22 protein-coding genes are annotated in these 16,727 nt (G+C 42.7%); 9 read left to right on the top strand and 13 right to left on the bottom strand.

What is annotated here, in order from left to right; all coding sequences use genetic code 11:
- Position 1: 1 nt before the first annotated feature.
- On the bottom strand, positions 2-718 hold the full coding sequence (locus tag MTO98_RS02170; RefSeq protein WP_158829904.1) for a hypothetical protein: 717 nt from the start codon (positions 716-718) through the stop codon (positions 2-4).
- A 238-nt stretch (positions 719-956) separates the two neighbouring features.
- On the opposite strand from MTO98_RS02170, the gene MTO98_RS02165 reads away from it, so the two are divergent.
- The 9 genes from MTO98_RS02165 to arsB all read left to right on the top strand — a co-directional run bounded on the left by MTO98_RS02165 (position 957) and on the right by arsB (position 6,480).
- Positions 957-1,223 carry a helix-turn-helix domain-containing protein gene (locus MTO98_RS02165; RefSeq protein WP_146269371.1) on the top strand — a complete coding sequence of 89 codons (267 nt, stop codon included), beginning with the start codon at positions 957-959 and terminating at the stop codon, positions 1,221-1,223.
- Positions 1,220-1,573: a hypothetical protein gene (locus tag MTO98_RS02160; RefSeq protein WP_158829902.1), complete on the top strand. Its 354-nt coding sequence runs from the start codon at positions 1,220-1,222 to the stop codon at positions 1,571-1,573. Before MTO98_RS02165 ends, MTO98_RS02160 begins: the two co-directional genes overlap by 4 nt.
- A gap of 459 nt (positions 1,574-2,032) precedes the next feature.
- On the top strand, positions 2,033-2,587 hold the full coding sequence (locus MTO98_RS02155; protein ID WP_158829900.1) for a BfmA/BtgA family mobilization protein: 555 nt from the start codon (positions 2,033-2,035) through the stop codon (positions 2,585-2,587).
- Positions 2,588-2,590: 3 nt separating this feature from the next.
- On the top strand, positions 2,591-3,538 hold the full coding sequence (locus tag MTO98_RS02150) for a DUF5712 family protein (RefSeq protein WP_158829898.1): 948 nt from the start codon (positions 2,591-2,593) through the stop codon (positions 3,536-3,538).
- 85 nt (positions 3,539-3,623) lie between these two features.
- Positions 3,624-3,953, top strand: coding sequence for a helix-turn-helix transcriptional regulator (locus MTO98_RS02145; RefSeq protein WP_158829896.1), 330 nt, complete (start codon positions 3,624-3,626; stop codon positions 3,951-3,953).
- 40 nt (positions 3,954-3,993) lie between these two features.
- A complete protein-coding gene (locus MTO98_RS02140) occupies positions 3,994-4,551 on the top strand; it encodes a DUF6428 family protein (RefSeq protein WP_199269835.1) in 558 nt (185 codons plus the stop codon).
- Between the two features lie 9 nt (positions 4,552-4,560).
- A complete protein-coding gene (gene arsN2, locus MTO98_RS02135) occupies positions 4,561-4,968 on the top strand; it encodes an arsenic resistance N-acetyltransferase ArsN2 (RefSeq protein WP_243485002.1) in 408 nt (135 codons plus the stop codon).
- A gap of 22 nt (positions 4,969-4,990) precedes the next feature.
- Positions 4,991-5,410 (top strand): arsenate reductase ArsC, encoded by a 420-nt coding sequence (locus tag MTO98_RS02130; protein ID WP_158829892.1) that lies wholly within the window; start codon positions 4,991-4,993, stop codon positions 5,408-5,410.
- Complete coding sequence (gene arsB / locus MTO98_RS02125) at positions 5,410-6,480, top strand: ACR3 family arsenite efflux transporter (protein WP_158829890.1); 1,071 nt, start codon at positions 5,410-5,412, stop codon at positions 6,478-6,480. The genes MTO98_RS02130 and arsB overlap by 1 nt, the downstream gene beginning before the upstream one ends.
- A 26-nt stretch (positions 6,481-6,506) precedes the next feature.
- On the opposite strand, the gene MTO98_RS02120 is transcribed toward arsB, so the two are convergent.
- The 12 genes from MTO98_RS02120 to MTO98_RS02065 all read right to left on the bottom strand — a co-directional run bounded on the left by MTO98_RS02120 (position 6,507) and on the right by MTO98_RS02065 (position 16,727).
- The gene (locus MTO98_RS02120) at positions 6,507-9,110 is read right to left on the bottom strand and encodes a multicopper oxidase domain-containing protein (RefSeq protein ID WP_158829888.1); all 2,604 of its coding nucleotides are present in this window, start codon (positions 9,108-9,110) and stop codon (positions 6,507-6,509) included.
- A 2-nt stretch (positions 9,111-9,112) separates the two neighbouring features.
- The gene (locus MTO98_RS02115; protein ID WP_158829886.1) at positions 9,113-9,580 is read right to left on the bottom strand and encodes a heme-binding domain-containing protein; all 468 of its coding nucleotides are present in this window, start codon (positions 9,578-9,580) and stop codon (positions 9,113-9,115) included.
- A 5-nt stretch (positions 9,581-9,585) separates the two neighbouring features.
- Positions 9,586-10,155, bottom strand: a complete 570-nt coding sequence (locus MTO98_RS02110; RefSeq protein WP_158829884.1) for a DUF3347 domain-containing protein — start codon at positions 10,153-10,155, stop codon at positions 9,586-9,588.
- A gap of 60 nt (positions 10,156-10,215) precedes the next feature.
- Positions 10,216-10,695: a DUF3347 domain-containing protein gene (locus MTO98_RS02105; protein WP_158829882.1), complete on the bottom strand. Its 480-nt coding sequence runs from the start codon at positions 10,693-10,695 to the stop codon at positions 10,216-10,218.
- A gap of 25 nt (positions 10,696-10,720) precedes the next feature.
- Complete coding sequence (locus MTO98_RS02100) at positions 10,721-11,173, bottom strand: DUF305 domain-containing protein (RefSeq protein ID WP_199269834.1); 453 nt, start codon at positions 11,171-11,173, stop codon at positions 10,721-10,723.
- Positions 11,174-11,183: 10 nt separating this feature from the next.
- On the bottom strand, positions 11,184-11,747 hold the full coding sequence (locus tag MTO98_RS02095) for an AraC family transcriptional regulator (protein ID WP_213489363.1): 564 nt from the start codon (positions 11,745-11,747) through the stop codon (positions 11,184-11,186).
- Positions 11,748-11,808: 61 nt separating this feature from the next.
- Entirely contained in the window at positions 11,809-12,258 is a 450-nt protein-coding gene (locus MTO98_RS02090) for a hypothetical protein (RefSeq protein ID WP_158829772.1), read from the bottom strand.
- 63 nt (positions 12,259-12,321) lie between these two features.
- Positions 12,322-13,425 carry a permease gene (locus MTO98_RS02085; protein ID WP_243485001.1) on the bottom strand — a complete coding sequence of 368 codons (1,104 nt, stop codon included), beginning with the start codon at positions 13,423-13,425 and terminating at the stop codon, positions 12,322-12,324.
- Between the two features lie 17 nt (positions 13,426-13,442).
- Positions 13,443-13,676 carry a hypothetical protein gene (locus MTO98_RS02080; protein WP_158829768.1) on the bottom strand — a complete coding sequence of 78 codons (234 nt, stop codon included), beginning with the start codon at positions 13,674-13,676 and terminating at the stop codon, positions 13,443-13,445.
- Between the two features lie 37 nt (positions 13,677-13,713).
- On the bottom strand, positions 13,714-14,685 hold the full coding sequence (locus tag MTO98_RS02075) for a YeiH family protein (protein ID WP_158829766.1): 972 nt from the start codon (positions 14,683-14,685) through the stop codon (positions 13,714-13,716).
- Positions 14,686-14,769: 84 nt separating this feature from the next.
- Positions 14,770-15,387 carry a class I SAM-dependent methyltransferase gene (locus MTO98_RS02070; RefSeq protein ID WP_158829764.1) on the bottom strand — a complete coding sequence of 206 codons (618 nt, stop codon included), beginning with the start codon at positions 15,385-15,387 and terminating at the stop codon, positions 14,770-14,772.
- Positions 15,388-15,389: 2 nt separating this feature from the next.
- Positions 15,390-16,727, bottom strand: a complete 1,338-nt coding sequence (locus tag MTO98_RS02065; RefSeq protein WP_158829762.1) for a rhodanese-like domain-containing protein — start codon at positions 16,725-16,727, stop codon at positions 15,390-15,392.

Raw genomic sequence — 16,727 nt, 5'->3', positions numbered from 1 at the left:
TTTATTTTCCAGAAGATACGGACAAATATTTTCCTGCCCAGGTATCTACAGCTTTTACAACATCATTAGCCTTCGCAAACGGGTAAGTCTTCTCCACGTAAGTTTGAAATTTCTCTTTAATAGAGTTGTCCTGCCAATCCATAACAGAAAAAATGATTGGGTCACCCTTTTGCGGGCCATCTTTAAAACCATATAGCGGCAAATACGGGGGCGCGTAGTAAAAGGAATTTTCTATCAACTTATTATAAAAATCGGCTTTAAACATGCGTTTAAAATCATGAAGCAAGTTATATGGGGTAACTGTAGGTATTGCATTATGAATAGCATCCCGCATGGACGGGTTTCCCTCGTCCCAAAAGAAATTAAACAGGTATTCAAAAAAGCCACCTTCCAGCATATCACACAAATCAGTGCTCATCCCATCATATAATTCTTTGAAAGTATCGAGTGAAAAGTTATCACCAAGTTTGTCGATACAATAATTAATAACCACTTCTTCCCTGCTTTTTACAAATTCTAAAGACGGCCCCCTTGAACCTATACCCGGCACAACGATTAAGTACTTACGTTTCGAGAGTAACTGGAAATAATAGCTTTTGAAAAAAATGCTTTTTCGTTCGTAAGTGATCTGTATATACAAGGGAAATGTAGGTGTTCCATGAAAGTCTGCTTGTTTAAGCCTGTCATTCAAATATGTTTTGTAAGCGATCTTCCCCATTGTTTAAGCTCCTGTCAACTGATGATTTTCCAAATGTAATGTATCTCCTACTTAGAATATTTCAATAAAGAGTTATACAAAAATAATAAATGTTTTGATAATATTTTATTTTATCAAAACATTGTTTAAATTTGTTCTGCCTGATTTTAGGCATTTTAACTATTCCCACGTAAGTAGGATTTGTCGTTGGGAGCATGGATAAATATTTTTTACTGTTTGTAATTTAAACAAATCAAATATGGCGGCAATTGAAGTGATCACGAAAGATGATTTGAACGATTTTAAAAAAGACCTGCTCCAGGAGATCAGGCAAATGATACGGCCTGAAGAAGGCCAGGGGAAAAAGTGGCTTAAAAGTATAGAGGTACGAAAGCTTTTAAACATATCACCAGGCACCTTACAAAACCTGCGTATCAATGGTACATTAAGGTTTACTAAAATAGGCGGAATGCTTTATTACAAGCTGGAAGACATTCACAAATTATTAGAAGGGAAAATAAAATGAAAGTCTTATCATCTTCCCCGGATTTAAAGGGCTATTCAAAATTATTCAGATCGTTGGGTAAGGATGAGCGGTTGTTTCCAACACACGTCAGCCTTTTCTCAGGGCTTTTCATTTTTTGGCAGCGCTCAGGCTATCAGCGTCCATTTAAAATAAGCAGAAGCGGTTTATTGGCGACATCGAGAATTGCATCCACTGCCACTTATCAAAAGTGCATTAAAGAGTTACGGGACTTTGGTTATATCCTCTACCTGCCATCCTTTCACCCGACAAAAGCAAGTATGGTTGACTGGCCGGAAAACTGGAAAGTAAATGACACTGCAAGCCATGTTGGTAACAATATAACCCTGTAACTGGATATAGAGTTATCCAGCTATTTTATATTGGGATAACCGCTAAACATATATCAGTGTACCAATATAGCGGCATATCAATTTATTACTCAATTATCTCAAGAATGATATTACCCACCAGCCCAGTCCACACTTTCAAATATTTCTCTTGGCCATTAACAGCGGTTTTCGCGCGAAGTGCGACAACCGCTTCAAACATCAACTGTACAAATATGTATGGCGACCTGGCTTGTCCCGTAAGGGAGCAAGCGGAAGTTGGGCAGAGCCCTACTTTGCTTGCTTTTTGCGCTGCAAAAAGGGTTTTAAGTATCCTCCAGGGATACTTACCTGCGCCCACGACTGTAAAAAGGGCGTTTTCAGGATACTTCTGGGTATTCCATATAACTGGCTATCTATATAACTATGTATCAGGATATAAAGTTATATACCAGCAGAGTTTTAACAATAAAATTGTGATGTATGCAAGATATTAACACACGGTCGGTAAGGTATCCCGAAGCGGTTGATCAGAAGTTTGAGAAGATCGCCTTGAAACTAGGAAGGACAAAACGACAAATATTTATTCAGATGGTAGATTATTTCTACAAAAGCAAGAAAGACCCTATGGACCTGAATGATGAAATGCTGAAGAACGCACTCGTAAAGAACCATAAAGATTTGATTGGCTTCATCAAAACCCAGGAAAATGATCTACTGATACCAACGAGGAGGGATGTAGACCGCATGGTAGAAGCTTTTAGGAATGTGATAATTTTTTTTAACGAAACGTTGTCGCCAGGTTTAAATGCAGTACTGGCCGGGCAGCAAACAGAATCAGACAGGTTTAAACTAATTGCTGATGTTATAAAGCGTGTAGAACTTCAGCAAACGGGTAAGGAACAGTTAAAAAAGCAATTCGCGCTCATACTTGACGGCTATGCCAAAGCCAGGGAAAATATCAGTGGTTTCAATACCAGTCGGGAAAAGGAAGAACTGTTAGCAAATACAAAAGCACAAATAGAAATATTAAGATAAGGTATGTTTATCAACATAACAGACAGTAAAACTGCCGACAACAAAGGCAGTGCGGGAGGTTTAGTTAACTACCTGGAAAAGGAAAACCGCTTGGATAATGCTGAGCATGAATATTGGTTTAATCAGACAGATAATTGTTTTTCCGCCTATGAAGTAAGGCAAAAGATTGATAATAATATTGCTAAACTTGGCCGCAATGATGCAAAATTCTTCCTTGTAAATATTAGCCCAAGTCAAAAGGAACTCACTCACCTGCTCGCAGAAAATAACCGGGAACAAATTAAAGAACTACTTAAAGGATATGCTGTATTGGTGATGGATGAATATGCGCGCAATTTTAACCGACCGAATATTAAGGATAGTAACGACTTGATATGGTTTGCCAAATTGGAAAATCACCGCTATTATAGCTACGAGGACAAAGAAGTAAAAGAGGGTTTAAAAAAACGGGGAGAACGAAAGCCCGGAGAACAGATGCACATACAAGTGATTGTTAGCCGCAAGGATGCTAGTAATACCGTAAAGCTCAGCCCAATGAATAATTCACGAGGGCGAAATGTCGAGCATTCCAAAAAGATGGGGGAATTTGACAGGGTGGCTTTCAAACAATGCGGTGAGCGTATTTTCGATCAACATTTTAAATTTGACCGTGGCTTGCATGATACTATGGTGTATGCCAATGTAATAAAAAATGGTAGCCTTGAACAAAGGCGCCAAATGGATCTACTCTCTACAGGAGAACAGTTTACCCCCAATAAAGCTCATGTCAAGGAATTAGCTGAAGGAGTTGCACAGCAAAAATTTACTACGCCACAAAAAATGATGGCATCTGCCGGTACTACAATCGGAAAGTTTTTAGATGTGTTACTCGAGCAAGCACCTATTGCTGCCGCCCCACATCCAGACCGGCCAAAAAAGAAAAAGAAAAAAGGGCAAGGTTATAGTTATTAAAGGTTTGCTCATGATCAAAACAAATTTATCTTTCAATAAAAAATTTGTTGATCATAAAATTAATCGTAATATTGCGATATAAATCATGGGCATTACCAAAACAGACATCTTCAACGAACAACAAAACAAGCTGGCAGTGCAGTTAAAAGCCATTGCGCATCCCGCACGTATTGCTATTTTACAGCATATCATTGCGACTAATGCTTGTATCTGTGGTGACCTCGTGGAAGAACTTGGGCTGGCACAGGCAACTATTTCACAACATTTGAAAGAGTTAAAAAATGCCGGACTGATCCAAGGTACTATTGAGGGTGTGAGCGTTTGTTACTGCATTGAGCCGAAAGCTTGGGGAGCACTGCAACTGGAACTAAACGTGCTGTTTGGTTCTTACAAAGAAACCGGAAACTGCTGTTAAGTTTTTTTGAAATGATATATCGTAATATTGCAATAAAACTATGAAAACGATGACATGGGGCCATTTTAAAGCCCAACTGCAAGCCAACCCGGAGTTGCACCTGCAATTTCAGTATGATGAAGATAAATTTGTAGAAACCTCATTTCATATCACCGAAATCAAATTGACCCCGATCACTTCGGTAGATTGTGGAGGTGTAATGAATAAATGGACAGAGGTAATCATGCAGCTTTGGGAACCAAGCGAGAAACAAACCGAAAGAAGTATGAAGGTGGATAAGGCGCTTTCAATCATTGCACTTGTAGAAAAAATGCTGCCGCTGGATACTGATGCAACCGTGAAGATCGAGTTTGGCAACTCGCAGTTTGATACACGCCAGATGTTTCCTGATGAATTCATTATCGATGGCGAGAAACTAATCGTTAACCTTACCCCGGACTTTGTTCAATGTAAAGCGCAAACCCGTGGCGGCTCCTGTGGCACCAATGACAAAGGCGAGGAATGTTGCGCACCGGTAACAAAAAAACCAAAAGTGCAATTAATTAACCTGGCGGTAGCCGCCGAGGCTTGTTGCACACCGGGCGGTGGATGCTGTTAAACTTAACAAATGACGATAGAAAACGCACAACCATACCGGGAACAGGTAATAGAGTTACTGTCTAAAGCAAAACTGCCTGTTGTGGATCTGCCCGCACAACTGAACGATTTTAATATCGCCATGGTGAAAGATAAAATTGCAGGTATTGCAGGGATAGAAGTTTACGGCACTTACGGTTTGCTAAGATCGGTAGCTGTTTTGCCAGAGTTTCTTGGAAAAGGCATTGCAGGTAAATTAATCGACCACATTATTACATTTTCATCCGAAAAAGGCCTTTCCACTTTATACCTATTGACGGAAACCGCCACTGACTATTTTGACAAAAAGGGATTTGCAAAGATCAGCCGGGAGCATGTTCCAGTAGAAGTTCAGCTATCTTCCGAGTTCTGCCATGTTTGCCCGGCGAGCGCTAAGTAATGAAATACACAATTAATAAATAATGAAAAACATATTAGTACTCTGTACAGGTAACAGTTGCCGCAGCCAGATAGCAGAAGGTTACCTGCGTTATTTTGCGGGCGACAAAGCAACTATTTATAGCGCCGGTATCGAAACACATGGCGTTAATCCCAAAGCTATCGAGATCATGAAGCGTGATGGTATAGATATCTCCGGCCACACTTCCAATAATGTAGATGAATATGCCGATACCCCTTTCGATTACGTGATCACAGTTTGCGACAATGCGAAAGAGAATTGCCCTTATTTCCCAACTAAGGCCATTAAACTGCATCAAAACTTTCCCGATCCGGCCAAAGCTACGGGCTCAGACGAACAAATTATGGAGCAGTTTCGCGAAGTGCGGGAAATGATCAGGAAATACGCAAGGAATTTCGTCAATGAAAACTTAAAGGACTAATGAGTATCGATCACTGCGCACCGGCTGTCGAAAGAAAAAAGTTAGGCTTTATTGACCGTTACCTCACGCTATGGATCTTCCTGGCGATGGCGATTGGCGTTGGCCTTGGCTATTTTTTCCCCTCGTCGTCCACAATGATAAACTCCTTTTCAACCGGTACCACTAATATTCCGCTCGTTATTGGATTAATTCTAATGATGTACCCGCCGTTGGCCAAGGTTAAATATGAGAATATGGGCGAGGTGTTTCGAAATACCAAAGTGCTAAGTGCTTCGCTTATCCTCAACTGGATAGTCGGGCCGATACTGATGTTCGTATTAGCTATTACCTTACTGCACGACCATCCTGATTATATGATTGGCCTTATCCTGATTGGCCTTGCCCGTTGTATTGCAATGGTAGTGGTCTGGAATGAGCTGGCCGAAGGTAATCGTGAATATGCAGCAGGGCTTATCGCACTGAACAGCATTTTCCAGGTATTGCTGTACAGTGTTTATGCTTATGTATTTATTACTTTTCTGCCGCCGTTATTCGGCTTAAAAGGGCTAGCCGTTAATATTACCATTGGCGAGATCGCGAAATCGGTCGGCATTTATTTGGGTGTGCCATTTGCCGCAGGAGTCATCAGCCGTTATTCGATTATCAAACTGAAAGGCGAAACCTGGTTCAACGCTAAGTATGTACCCTTCATATCGCCCATTACATTAATTGCCTTGTTATTTACTATTATCGTGATGTTTAGCCTTAAAGGCCAACTGATCGTACAGATTCCTTTTGATGTAGTACGTATTGCAATTCCTTTGATGATCTATTTTGCTATCATGTTCATTGCCAGCTTTTTTGTCGGCAAGTATTTTGGTGCAGATTATTCCCGGTCAACTTCTATTGCCTTCACTGCTACGGGTAATAATTTTGAACTTGCTATTGCGGTAGCTATTGGCGTATTCGGCATCAATTCAGGAGAAGCCTTTGCAGGGGTGATCGGGCCACTGGTTGAGGTTCCGGCACTGATAGCTTTAGTGAATCTGGCGTTTTGGTTCAGAATAAAATATTGGCCACTCTATAAATAAAAAGTGACCAATAATGCTTTTTTTGATTAATAGTTAAACGCTAATCCAGCGCCCAATCCCATATCGCTATCATAATGTGTTGAGAGTGCAAGGTATTTGGTGCAGAGATATCGGAAACCTGTCATATATTCCTTGTCGGTATTTACCATCAGGCTAAAACGCAATCGCGATGTAACAGGAATATCTTCACGCCCTAACTGAAAGCGCAATTTGCCATTGCCGTCCACCCGCATATCGGCCACAAACAGCATCGGTAAAGTATAGGCTAAACCTGCTACCACAGTGCGCCTTTGTTCTTTGTTACTTGTCTGCCCGAACATATTCCGAGAATCATCGCCAAAGATGTTCTTCTCATGCTTGCCGGGTCTTTTATAATGATAGTCAAAACCAACATAAGGTAATAGCCACTGCATACGGCCAATATATCTTCCTACCATCGTCTCGCTTTCGTAACCCATTTGTGCATCAAAGCCTAAATGCCAAAGTGTACTGATCTGCCACCTGGTATTAGCATACATAAATTGCCCGTCGCTGCCGTTACTTTCCAAACTGGCCTGCCCCATGAGGTGGAACATGCGGTCGTCGGCAAAAAGCTTGCGCTGAGCAAGTTTTGGGTCTGGCACGGCAGGGTTAGGCGGCGAGTTTTCATAGCTGAATATCCGGCCCATACCACTCATCATATGATAAAGGATATGGCAATGGAAGAACCAGTCGCCCCCCTGTTCGCTGGCAGCAAACTCCAGGGTATCACGCTCCATAGGCAGTATGTCAAGCACGTTCTTGAGCGGTGCATAGTCTCCTTGTCCATTTAGTACCCGGAAATCATGACCATGCAGGTGCATGGGGTGACGCATCATGCTGTTGTTGTATAGGATCAGCCGGAGATTCTCGCCTTTTTTGATCAATATCTTATCAGTTTCCGAAATTGTTTTGTTATCCAGCGTCCAAACGTAACGGTTCATATTACCCGTCAGATCGAACTTTAACTCGCGCCATGGACCTTTCGGCAAGTTGGTTTTTTGTGGAGCGTGGAGCATGCCATAATTGAGGGTTACAAAATCATGGTTCCCACTCATGTCCATTCCTCCCATGTTCATGTCACCCATGGCCGTATTCTTACTACCATTATTGGCTTTTGGCATAGGCTTTTTTTCCGGACCAGTGATCTCGGGGTACATTACCGTGTTCATATCCATCATCTGGTTCTGCATTTTCATACCTTCCATCTCCTTCATATTGCCGTTCATATCCATCATATCGTTCATCATCTTCATGCCGGCAAAATATTTAGGGCGATCCATCTTCTTTGCAGAAACCCTGGTGCCGCTTCCTAACCATATCGATGCATATTTACTGCGGTCTTCAGGTGTCACCAAAAACTCGTAGCTTTTATTATAAGGAATAGTAACTACTACATCGTAAGTTTCAGAAACTGCGATAATAAGTCGGTCAACTTCCACCGGTACCACATCATTGCCATCATTGGCTACCACGGTTATCTTTCCGCCTGCATAGGATAGCCAGAAATAATCGGATGCCCCGCTATTGGATATTCTCAATCTAACCTTATCTCCGGCTTTGAACCGAGCGGCCTCCAGCTGATTTTTACCATTTAGTAAAAAATTATCGTAATACACGTCAGACAGGTCCATTGCGTTCATCCGTTTCCATTCGTTGGCCAACTTTGTACCGAACGCCCCTTGTTTTATCGCTTCGGAATAGCTTTGTGTACTGCCTTTTTGCACCGCAAACCAGTCGGAAGCAGCATGCAACCTACGGTCCACCTCTCCAGGTTTTACGTCCGTCCATTCGCTGATCACTAACGGTATAGTTGGGATATCCCATTCTCTTCGCTTTTTTAATATAAAGCTGCCATACATGCCGATCTGCTCCTGTAAGCCATAGTGACTGTGATACCAGTGCGTTCCATGTTGAACTATTGGGAAACGGTAAGTGTAAGTACTGTGCGCTGGAATGGGCATTTGCGTTAAATAAGCAACCCCGTCTTCTTTATTTGGCAGAAACAAACCATGCCAATGCAAAGAGGTAGGTTCGTCAAGGTTATTGTGAACCACGATCTCTGCAGTATCGCCTTCTGTAAATGTTAAGGTCGGCATAGGAATTTGCCCGTTCACCGCAATAGCGTGTTTCTTTTTTTTACCAAAGATGACTGTAGTATCGGCAACAAAAAGGTTATATTTTACTGTTCTGGGTGGCCCATCAGGCAGAAGAGTTTTTATAGACCCCAGATCGGCTTTGGCCTCCTTCATCATTTCAGTGCCCATTTTATCCATTCGCATCCCGGGCGTTTCCTTAGCTTTATCCATGCTGCTATTCATATCCATTCCGGGCATTTGCTTTGCAACTTTCTTTGCCGTATCCATTGCCATCCCGGCTTTTTCAGACGCTTTTTTTACCGGCTTTTTACTCGTGGCTTTTGTTTTTTCTTTAACTAGTTTCATGCCGCATTTTGGGCAATTTCCTGGTTTGGCGGAATGGATCTCTGGGTGCATTGGGCAGGTATAGGTAACTGATTGCGTTTTTTGCATACCCGGCATATCAGTGGTTTGAGTCTGTGCTATTGCAAGTTGGCTTACAAATAGCAGCATTGCATATATTATTTTTCTCATGTCTAATTTTTTAAGGACAGGCTATCACCTGTAGTTTTAGCCCATTGCTGGAGCCGCTGTTTTTCTTTTTGGGAAAGTATCGCATTGCGGTGAATAAGAATATAAGATGACAATGGCATCGAGCCCTCGGAAAGGCTTTGTCCGATCTCCCTCAGCCGGCTTCTTTGTCGTCTTTTAGTATAACCGGCGAACTCCGTAAAGTTCAATTCTTTCTTACCATTACGAATATGATCATCCAGTATGTACCGGACAGGCTGAATTTTTGAATACCAAGGATACTCAGTATGATTGCTGTGACAATCATAACACGACCCTTGTAAAATTACGTTAACATCCGCCGGAAAAATAGTCGCCTTTGAAATATCATTACCTCCGCGTGCGATTCCTTCATTGTGCCCCCGCGGGATGAATTGAATAATGATAAATAGAGCCAATAAGGCAATGAACGATATCTTTAATGGCCTTTTCATCTGATTTACTTTAACTCTTCCTTGATAATTCCGCAAGTTGGCATATCCGTGCCGAGGTAAGGATTACTGATCGCTTTAGTTTCGCTTAGCCATATCGCACTTTTTTTATCATTATACATAGGGCAGCGGTCGACATATAGTGGCTGGCCCGCCCCGAACAGCTTGACCATGTCATACATATCCTTACTCAGTATATCGAAATGTTCGCGCTGATGGGGTAGCTTGCCCGCACTCTCGCCGATATGTTTCGCCATTTCCTGCGCATCATCGGCGATATCCGTAAAGGACTTTTGTTGTTCAACAGTCAGTGCGGACCTGTCGAATTTAGCGAATCCGTCAGCCAACGATCTGCCGGCAGTTGCCGCATCGTCGCTGTTGTCTTTGGCAAGCGCATTCTTTAGTTTTAAATAATCTTCGACCAAGGCCTTTGATGTTGCTAACGGGGTAATATTTGCTGCGGATGTTTTTGCCGTGTCACTTTCGGCTGTTGAATGGGGGGATTTGCTGCTGGAGTTACAGGCGGCAATAGCTAAAATAGCAACGGCCAGGGTGAGTATGATAAATGATTTTTTCATGATCCTAAAATTGATTTTAACAGTTCAAGGTGGTGAACTGCCTTGAACTGTGGAGATTGATTATTTATTCAGACTTTCGGCCACTTTACCGCAAGTCAACATTTGCCTGCCATAATAAGGGTTCTTGATTTCAACACTTTCGCTTAGCCAAGTTGCTTTCTTCATGGGGCAATACTGAGCGTAGACAGGCGTAATATTTAATTTTAACCCTTTAACAGCTTCCAGCATATTTTTAGAAAGACTGGCGAAATATTCACGTTGGTGGTCGATTTCAGTGCTTTCACTGATATGGCGGGAGTCAATCAGAAGTTTATCCATATAGGGTTTCCAGTTCTTTTGCTGGTCAACCGGAATATTGATTAGACCAACAAGCAGCGCTTTTGCTTTGACCTGCGCTTCTGTGCTGTTGTCGGCTACCAGGGCGTCTTTTAACGCGAAATAACTGGTTAAAATAGTTGGAGATGTTGCCTGCGCTTTTGCAGCCAACACGGCGGCGAACAGGCTTATCGATAACAGGATGGATTTAAGTATCTTTTTCATGTTTTTTAATGGTTTGATATATTTATTATTTGTCCATTCTGGCCAGAATGCGCTTCATTTCAGCGATCTCTTTCTCCTGAGCCTGAATAATTCCCTGTGAAAGCTTTTTAACTTCCGGGTCTTTGAGGTTGGCATTTTCACTGGTCATGATAGCGATGGAATGATGCGGTATCATGCCCCTCATGTATTGTACATCTCCGATCGGTGTCTGGGTCCGAACGGCTGCCAGAGCTAAACCGAATACGGCGATACTGGTAATTGTGATGATCCTGTTCAGTTTTTTATTTTGATACATCATCCGCATGAGGCCAAGCATCAGCAGCGCCATCGGGCAGATCATCAAAAGTGTCATGTAAAACCGGGTCAGGTTCAGATAAATATGATCTGCTTCATAGACATTTAGATACATGACGGCATACATGATTATAAAAGATAGCGTCAGCATTAATGCGAACGATCGGTAATTGTTCTTTTCCATTTGGTTGATTTTATATATTATTTATAGATTTCCTGTCTGCCGGTGCGCTGGCTTTAAATTGACTCGGTGTCATTCCGGTAGTTTGCTTGAATTGGGCTGAAAGGTGTGCGCTGCTACTATAGCCCATTTTAAAGGCGACCTCAGTAAGATTAAGTTCGCCGTAGGACATTAACTCCTTAACTTTCTCGATCTTTTGCTGTATGATGAATTTCTCGATCGTTATATCTTCGGCATCAGAGAATGCACGGCTTAAATAAGTATACTCCTTATTTAATTTATCAGATAAGTAATTGGAGAAGTTGATATGGGTATCAGTCAGATCGCTATAGTGAACTTTTTCGATCACCAAGTTTTTAATGCGTTCGATCAGACGGTCTTTTTCACTGTCGATCAGTTCAAAACCCAGCACTTTCAGAGCGGCACTTATCTGGTTCAACTGTTCAGTATCTGCATCGGGGTGAATAGTGGCCTGGCCCAGAACAACTGTTTCTGCGGTGAGGCCAAGGCTAATAAATTGCTGGCGAACGACCATGATGCAGCGGTCGCAAACCATATTTTTAATATGTAAGATCATTTTAATTCAAGCTAATTAATAGACAATAAAATGCCGGGCCGCTTTTGCAGCAATGCTTGAATCAGATGAGAAGGGTACGGATCTTGATAAGATAGGTTATACCGGCCGGGCCGGGTGGCGCATGGCTATCGGTCCATAAATTTGTCGCCAGATGGTAGTTTGTTTGAAAGACAGATAACTGGTAAAAAGATGAGGCCTTTAAAGCGGTCAACTGAAATTTTACAGGATCAAGAGAAGGCTTGATGTTTTCTTTCACCACATAAGAGCCATGCTGGTCGCAGCATTTGCAGTCCTTCCCGCTTGTGCAAGGCTCCTTTTTGTGATGATCCTGTTGCTTGCCCAAGTGGGCTATAACCATATTCGGTTTGCTGTGGCTATGGCTTTGGTGCTGAGCTGCATTTGCCACTACCTTGAAAACATCGCGCGCCAGGCAATGGACAATGCAAACGAACATACCTGTGGTCAACATCAGGTAGAATGCAGCAAAGCCAATGACAGCGGTCCTCTTCATTATATCAAAAATAATATATAATACAATAGTTAATTTATAGAATTTTGATTAAATGTTATAAAATTACATATCATTCCCTTTAGCTATTTGCTTTTTTCCGTAGAAAAAGCAAAACAATCCCAATGGTATAAATAGGAGGTTAAGCCAGGTACCATAATCCCATTTAACATGCGCCTGTGCCATTTGCATGGGTTGCCCATGTGTTTTCGGCAGCCAGTTCAGTGCTTCAAACAGGTAATCGACGCTTATTGCGGTAATGAAAATGCCGGTTGATAAAATAAGCAACAAAAGCCACATCCTTTTCCATCCGAAATAACGCCGGTAAACCATCAGCATCGGGATGGTCACGAGGTCGGACAAGATAAAGGCGATCACTCCGCCAAAAGAAATGCCACCATGCCAAAGCAACGCCGCCAGCACGATGTTGCCAACCGAACAAACGAAAGCAAAAACAGCGATCAGAATGCCAACAATGGCGTTCCAGGCTAAGACCAATAAATGCGGCAAATGGCTTTGTCCGGTGAGAAAAAGGCTTTTCAAAAAACTTTCGGGTACCAAAACCATTAACACAGCAGAGAGCGCCACACCTATGATAATATCTTTACCAACCATCATCACATCCATATAAAAATGGCCTGTGGCTGCTTTAATTTTATCAAGAAAACTTAACTTTTGATTTGAATGGTCGTGCCCGTGATGGTGAGCATGATCATCGTTATGATGTGATGTATCTGCGACTTTACTCAGAGACTTTGAAAAAAAGAGCTTGATCAGCAAGGCTGATATCAGGATAAATAACAAACCGCCGATCACTTCACCGCCAAAAAATGGCCAGCCCAACAGCGTAACGATCACAATGAATATTTCAAAAACAAGATTAGTGCTCGATATCATAAACGACACAGCATTTGCCCAGGTAGCCCCTTTGACGAGTAATGTACGGGCCATGGAGGCTGCCGCGTAAGAGCAAGACGAAGATATTGCTCCGAAAAATGTAGAAAGCCCGACGGCCCCCGCCGTGTCTTTACCCAGCCGCGACGATATAGTTTCTGTTGAGATAAAAGCCCGGATTACTGCGGATAGCAGGAAGCCGAACAACAGCCCCCAGGCAATGTCCCACAACATGAGGAAAAATTCGGTAATAATCTGTATGATAGTATGCATCATTTATCAATCATAAAAGCCTAAATGCCCGCCTTTGTTTGAGACCAGGAAATCCCCCCGTTATAACCTTCATTTAATGCCTCGGTTGCTAGTTCTGCTTTTGTGCCTTTGGCCGATGATTTAAATACTTTTTTGCAGGCCAGCAGTTTTTGCTTTCTATCTGTTGGTTCTCTACAAGTCATTAAGACCGAGGCTAATCCATAGCGGGGAAACATACCCGAAATGGTTAAATGCAAAATAGCTGGTAAAGCCATCAAGCTATTTACGGGATTCTGCGATTGTTTTATAAAATTATGCTAAGTGCATGATGGCATATAATGCGCTGACAGAGATCAGTATCCACAACACTACACCTTGTAAAAGTGGTTTTAGCCCTACGGAAGCCAATACCTGACGTGATAAACCGGCACCTATCAGGAACAAAGTCAACGTAAGTCCCGCTTTAGCGATCATTACCATATAGGGGCTGATCAGTTTAACCACCGGCAGATAAGTATTGGCTATCATAGCCAGGATGAATAACCCGATGAAATAAGGGATTACCACTTTTTTAGAATTGTTCTTGAACAGGAACGTTGAAAAGAAAGCAATCGGTACGATCCACAGCGCCCGGGCCAGTTTTACGGTGGTAGCCACCTCTAAAGCATGTGCGCCATATTTGCTGGCGGCACCTACTACCGAACTGGTATCGTGAATGGCAATGGCACACCATAAACCGAACTGTGTTTGCGACAGGTTGAAGTAATGCCCGATAACCGGGAACACGAACAGCGCGACAGAGTTCAAAATAAACACACAGCCCAACGCAACAGATATTTGTTTTTCTTCGGCCTTGATCACCGGAGAAATGGCGGCAATGGCGCTGCCGCCACAAATAGCGGTACCGTTGGAGATCAGATAAGAGGTTTTCTTTTCAATTTTTAGCCACTTGCCGATCAAAAAGCCGAATAATAATGTACTGCTAATAGACGCGATGGTAAACAATATGCCTTCTTTTCCGGCTTGCATGGCGCTGTGTACGTTCATACCAAAACCCAGGCCCACAACAGATACTTGTAATAACAAGTGAGTCGCTTTATGATTTAAGTGCAGGTACGGGTGACCGGATAATTGTGCGACCGCCAAACCTAATAACAGCGCGATGGCCGGGCTTACAAATGGTGTTAGGCACACGGACACGCAAAGTATAAAAATAACCTTGCGGGTGTTTTCATTCAGGTGCAGAAAAGTAAGAGGCTGGGTTAACTGATGTTGGGTATTCATGATCTTTTGTTTTTTGGTACCCCAAAATTCCGCCTTATTTGGTAATGATTTTTATCATAAAAGGCAATGAACGATAACCACAGGTTATGGAAAATTTTGAAACCATATGTAATTAAATAGCTGCTCGGTATTGAAAGGCGTATGATGGATATGCTCTACGCTACCTGTTAATTGAAACTGCTGCTGGAAAATATTCGATAACGAAGCAGGGGAATGACGTTCAACAGCTAATCCGCTGCACCGTTCAGGGCCGCTAATACCAAAAGTCCCGATGATCAGCCATCCTTTATTGGTCAGATGTTTAGCTGCTACTTCAGCATATTTGCTTTGATCTGCTGTATTGGTCAAAAAATGAAATGCTGCCCGGTCATGCCAAATGTCATATTGATCGTCAGTTCCGATATCCAGCACATCACTTACGATCCATTTAATTTCATTAGCTCTATAGCCTAACCTCAATTTTGCCCTATCAATAGCTTTGGTAGAAATATCCAATACGGTAATGTTGGAGTAACCCAATTCCAACAGATGATCGGCCAGTAAGCTGTCTCCGCCACCAATGTCGATAATGGCGGCATCCTTGGGAAGATCAAAACTGTTGATGATGCTTAACGAGGTTTCCGGCTTTTCTTCGTACCAGCTTACTTCGGTCAGCTTTTTATGAGCATAAACGTTTTCCCAGTGATCTTTTTTGTTTGCCATCGTTAGTATATAAAGTTTTTGATAGTCTCGCCCAGATCGAATACATTGGTTTTTGAACCAAATGCGTTGGCTACGATACTGCTACCGGCGGCGCTTCGGTAGCCACCGGCGCAATGTACAACTATCGGTTTGCTGAAAGGTATGTCTGCTAAGCGTTCCCTTAACTGGTATAAGGGAATGTGAACAGCATTTTTAAAGACTGGCTGCGCTTTTACTTCTGCTCCATTCCTGATATCGACTATGGTGTATTGTTCCAGGTGCGTAACAAAATGCGCTAAATGCAATTCTGCCATTTGTTCGTGGCCTCCGTCAATCACAAATGCGGCTTCTAAAAAAGCTTCGTAACCGATTTTAGCGGCTTTACCGATTACTTGCTTTAGTTTCTCCTCGTTTTCAGCTACTAAATAAAACGCTTCTTTGGGTGCGATGATGCTGCCCAGCCAAGTCTCAAATTTGCCGCCATCCTGAATATTGATCGATCCTGGCAAATGCCCTTTTTTAAATTCCTGTTCAGGGCGGGCGTCGATAATAAACATTTCGCTGTTCAGCTCGACCGGTTTTTTGGCCAGAACGCCAGCTAATGCTGGTTGTAATGGTGGTGCGCCATGCTTATTCAAGGCAACATCATAAGCAAAGTATTTTGGTATGAATGGCTGATCTTCCAGCAAGGTCTGCACAAATTCAGTTTCGCTCATTTCCTGTAACGACCAGTTGCCCGCTCTTTCTGCGCCGATAGTGCTGCGATTAGCATCGCTTAGCGCTTTACCGCATAAGGTACCTGCGCCATGTGCCGGGTAAACCCAAACCGCATCGTCCAACACCAACAATTTGTCGCGCAGTGAATGATACATCTGTTTGGCTAATTCCTCACGCCTCGCAGTGAGGTTTCCGGCCTGCTCACGCAGATCAGGCCTACCGCAATCACCAATGAACAGTGTATCGCCGGTAAACACGGCTTTATCCTGGCCATTATGTGCTAAAACAATGCTGATGCTATCCGGCGAATGCCCTGGTGTGTTCAGGGCTTTGAGTTTTATTTTGCCGAATGAGAGCTCATCGCCATCGTCAAATGTTTGATGGGCATATTCAGCGCCCAATAGTTTAGAGCAATAAATGACCGCTCCAGTAACCTGTTGCAATTCCAGGTGCCCGCTCACAAAATCGGCGTGCGGGTGGGTTTCGATCACACCGATAATGGTGGCTTCGTGTGCTTTGGCGTAAGACAGGTATGGCGTAATATCCCTTGATGGGTCAATCAGCACGATCTTGTTTTCACATTCGCTTAATATCGCATAAGAATAATGCGACAGGCCTTTATCTTCAAATTGTTCGATCTTCAT

Origin of the sequence: Mucilaginibacter sp. SMC90 (assembly GCF_022811725.1) — a bacterium.
Lineage (GTDB): Bacteria > Bacteroidota > Bacteroidia > Sphingobacteriales > Sphingobacteriaceae > Mucilaginibacter.
The sequence above is the reverse complement of the archived record's forward strand: the minus strand, read 5'-3'. Positions and strand labels throughout refer to the sequence as shown.

Coding starts and splice junctions, on each gene's coding strand:
- MTO98_RS02170 (WP_158829904.1), bottom strand. CDS start 718: ATGGGGAAGATCGCTTACAAAACATATTTGAATGACAGGCTTAAACAA.
- MTO98_RS02165 (WP_146269371.1), top strand. CDS start 957: ATGGCGGCAATTGAAGTGATCACGAAAGATGATTTGAACGATTTTAAA.
- MTO98_RS02160 (WP_158829902.1), top strand. CDS start 1,220: ATGAAAGTCTTATCATCTTCCCCGGATTTAAAGGGCTATTCAAAATTA.
- MTO98_RS02155 (WP_158829900.1), top strand. CDS start 2,033: ATGCAAGATATTAACACACGGTCGGTAAGGTATCCCGAAGCGGTTGAT.
- MTO98_RS02150 (WP_158829898.1), top strand. CDS start 2,591: ATGTTTATCAACATAACAGACAGTAAAACTGCCGACAACAAAGGCAGT.
- MTO98_RS02145 (WP_158829896.1), top strand. CDS start 3,624: ATGGGCATTACCAAAACAGACATCTTCAACGAACAACAAAACAAGCTG.
- MTO98_RS02140 (WP_199269835.1), top strand. CDS start 3,994: ATGAAAACGATGACATGGGGCCATTTTAAAGCCCAACTGCAAGCCAAC.
- arsN2 (WP_243485002.1), top strand. CDS start 4,561: ATGACGATAGAAAACGCACAACCATACCGGGAACAGGTAATAGAGTTA.
- MTO98_RS02130 (WP_158829892.1), top strand. CDS start 4,991: ATGAAAAACATATTAGTACTCTGTACAGGTAACAGTTGCCGCAGCCAG.
- arsB (WP_158829890.1), top strand. CDS start 5,410: ATGAGTATCGATCACTGCGCACCGGCTGTCGAAAGAAAAAAGTTAGGC.
- MTO98_RS02120 (WP_158829888.1), bottom strand. CDS start 9,110: ATGAGAAAAATAATATATGCAATGCTGCTATTTGTAAGCCAACTTGCA.
- MTO98_RS02115 (WP_158829886.1), bottom strand. CDS start 9,580: ATGAAAAGGCCATTAAAGATATCGTTCATTGCCTTATTGGCTCTATTT.
- MTO98_RS02110 (WP_158829884.1), bottom strand. CDS start 10,155: ATGAAAAAATCATTTATCATACTCACCCTGGCCGTTGCTATTTTAGCT.
- MTO98_RS02105 (WP_158829882.1), bottom strand. CDS start 10,695: ATGAAAAAGATACTTAAATCCATCCTGTTATCGATAAGCCTGTTCGCC.
- MTO98_RS02100 (WP_199269834.1), bottom strand. CDS start 11,173: ATGGAAAAGAACAATTACCGATCGTTCGCATTAATGCTGACGCTATCT.
- MTO98_RS02095 (WP_213489363.1), bottom strand. CDS start 11,747: ATGATCTTACATATTAAAAATATGGTTTGCGACCGCTGCATCATGGTC.
- MTO98_RS02090 (WP_158829772.1), bottom strand. CDS start 12,258: ATGAAGAGGACCGCTGTCATTGGCTTTGCTGCATTCTACCTGATGTTG.
- MTO98_RS02085 (WP_243485001.1), bottom strand. CDS start 13,425: ATGATGCATACTATCATACAGATTATTACCGAATTTTTCCTCATGTTG.
- MTO98_RS02080 (WP_158829768.1), bottom strand. CDS start 13,676: ATGGCTTTACCAGCTATTTTGCATTTAACCATTTCGGGTATGTTTCCC.
- MTO98_RS02075 (WP_158829766.1), bottom strand. CDS start 14,685: ATGAATACCCAACATCAGTTAACCCAGCCTCTTACTTTTCTGCACCTG.
- MTO98_RS02070 (WP_158829764.1), bottom strand. CDS start 15,387: ATGGCAAACAAAAAAGATCACTGGGAAAACGTTTATGCTCATAAAAAG.
- MTO98_RS02065 (WP_158829762.1), bottom strand. CDS start 16,727: ATGAAGATCGAACAATTTGAAGATAAAGGCCTGTCGCATTATTCTTAT.